Origin of the sequence: Gracilibacillus thailandensis (assembly GCF_010994055.1) — a bacterium.
In the GTDB taxonomy this organism is placed as follows: domain Bacteria; phylum Bacillota; class Bacilli; order Bacillales; family Amphibacillaceae; genus Gracilibacillus; species Gracilibacillus lacisalsi.
Genome location: NZ_WJID01000149.1, coordinates 1 through 1366, shown reverse-complemented (window position 1 = coordinate 1366; position 1366 = coordinate 1). Strand labels below are relative to the sequence as shown.

Sequence of the window (1366 nt, the reverse complement as noted above, 5' to 3'; positions counted from 1 at the left end):
GTATAGTTAAGTCCTCGATCGATTAGTATTCGTCAGCTGCACATGTCACCATGCTTCCACCTCGAACCTATCTACCTCATCGTCTCTGAGGGATCTTACTCTATCGAATAGATGGGAAGTCTCATCTTGAGGGGGGCTTCATGCTTAGATGCTTTCAGCACTTATCCCTGCCACACGTAGCTACCCAGCGATGCTCCTGGCGGAACAACTGGTGCACCAGCGGTGTGTCCATCCCGGTCCTCTCGTACTAAGGACAGCTCCTCTCAAACTTCCAACGCCCACGACGGATAGGGACCGAACTGTCTCACGACGTTCTGAACCCAGCTCGCGTACCGCTTTAATGGGCGAACAGCCCAACCCTTGGGACCGACTACAGCCCCAGGATGCGATGAGCCGACATCGAGGTGCCAAACCTCCCCGTCGATGTGGACTCTTGGGGGAGATAAGCCTGTTATCCCCGGGGTAGCTTTTATCCGTTGAGCGACGGCCCTTCCATTCGGTACCGCCGGATCACTAAGCCCGACTTTCGTCCCTGCTCGACTTGTAGGTCTCGCAGTCAAGCTCCCTTCTGCCTTTACACTCTGCGAATGATTTCCAACCATTCTGAGGGAACCTTTGGGCGCCTCCGTTACATTTTGGGAGGCGACCGCCCCAGTCAAACTGCCCACCTGACACTGTCTCCGAACCGGATCACGGTTCTGGGTTAGAAGGTCAATACAGCCAGGGTGGTATCCCACCGGCGCCTCCACGTAAGCTAGCGCTCACGCATCTCAGGCTCCCACCTATCCTGTACAAGCTGTACCAACATTCAATATCAGGCTACAGTAAAGCTCCACGGGGTCTTTCCGTCCTGTCGCGGGTAATGTGCATCTTCACACATAGTATAATTTCACCGGGTCTCTCGTTGAGACAGTGCCCAAGTCGTTGCACCTTTCGTGCGGGTCGGAACTTACCCGACAAGGAATTTCGCTACCTTAGGACCGTTATAGTTACGGCCGCCGTTTACTGGGGCTTCGGTTCAACGCTTCGCAGAAGCTAACGCATCCCCTTAACCTTCCAGCACCGGGCAGGTGTCAGCCCCTATACTTCGCCTTTCGGCTTCGCAGAGACCTGTGTTTTTGCTAAACAGTCGCTTGGGCCTTTTCACTGCGGCTTCTCGCAAAAGAAGCACCCCTTCTCCCGAAGTTACGGGGTCATTTTGCCGAGTTCCTTAACGAGAGTTCTCCCGATCACCTTAGGATTCTCTCCTCGCCTACCTGTGTCGGTTTGCGGTACGGGCACCCGTTTCCTTGCTAGAGGCTTTTCTTGGCAGCGTGAAATCCGGAACTTCGGTACTTTATTTCCCTCCCGATCACAGCTCAAGCTT

Annotated in this window: 1 rRNA gene; it reads right to left on the bottom strand. The window is 54.4% G+C overall.

The annotated features are described in order from the left end of the window. Nucleotides 1-2: 2 nt before the first annotated feature. A 23S ribosomal RNA gene (locus GH715_RS21240) occupies nt 3-1366 on the bottom strand; the annotation flags it as partial.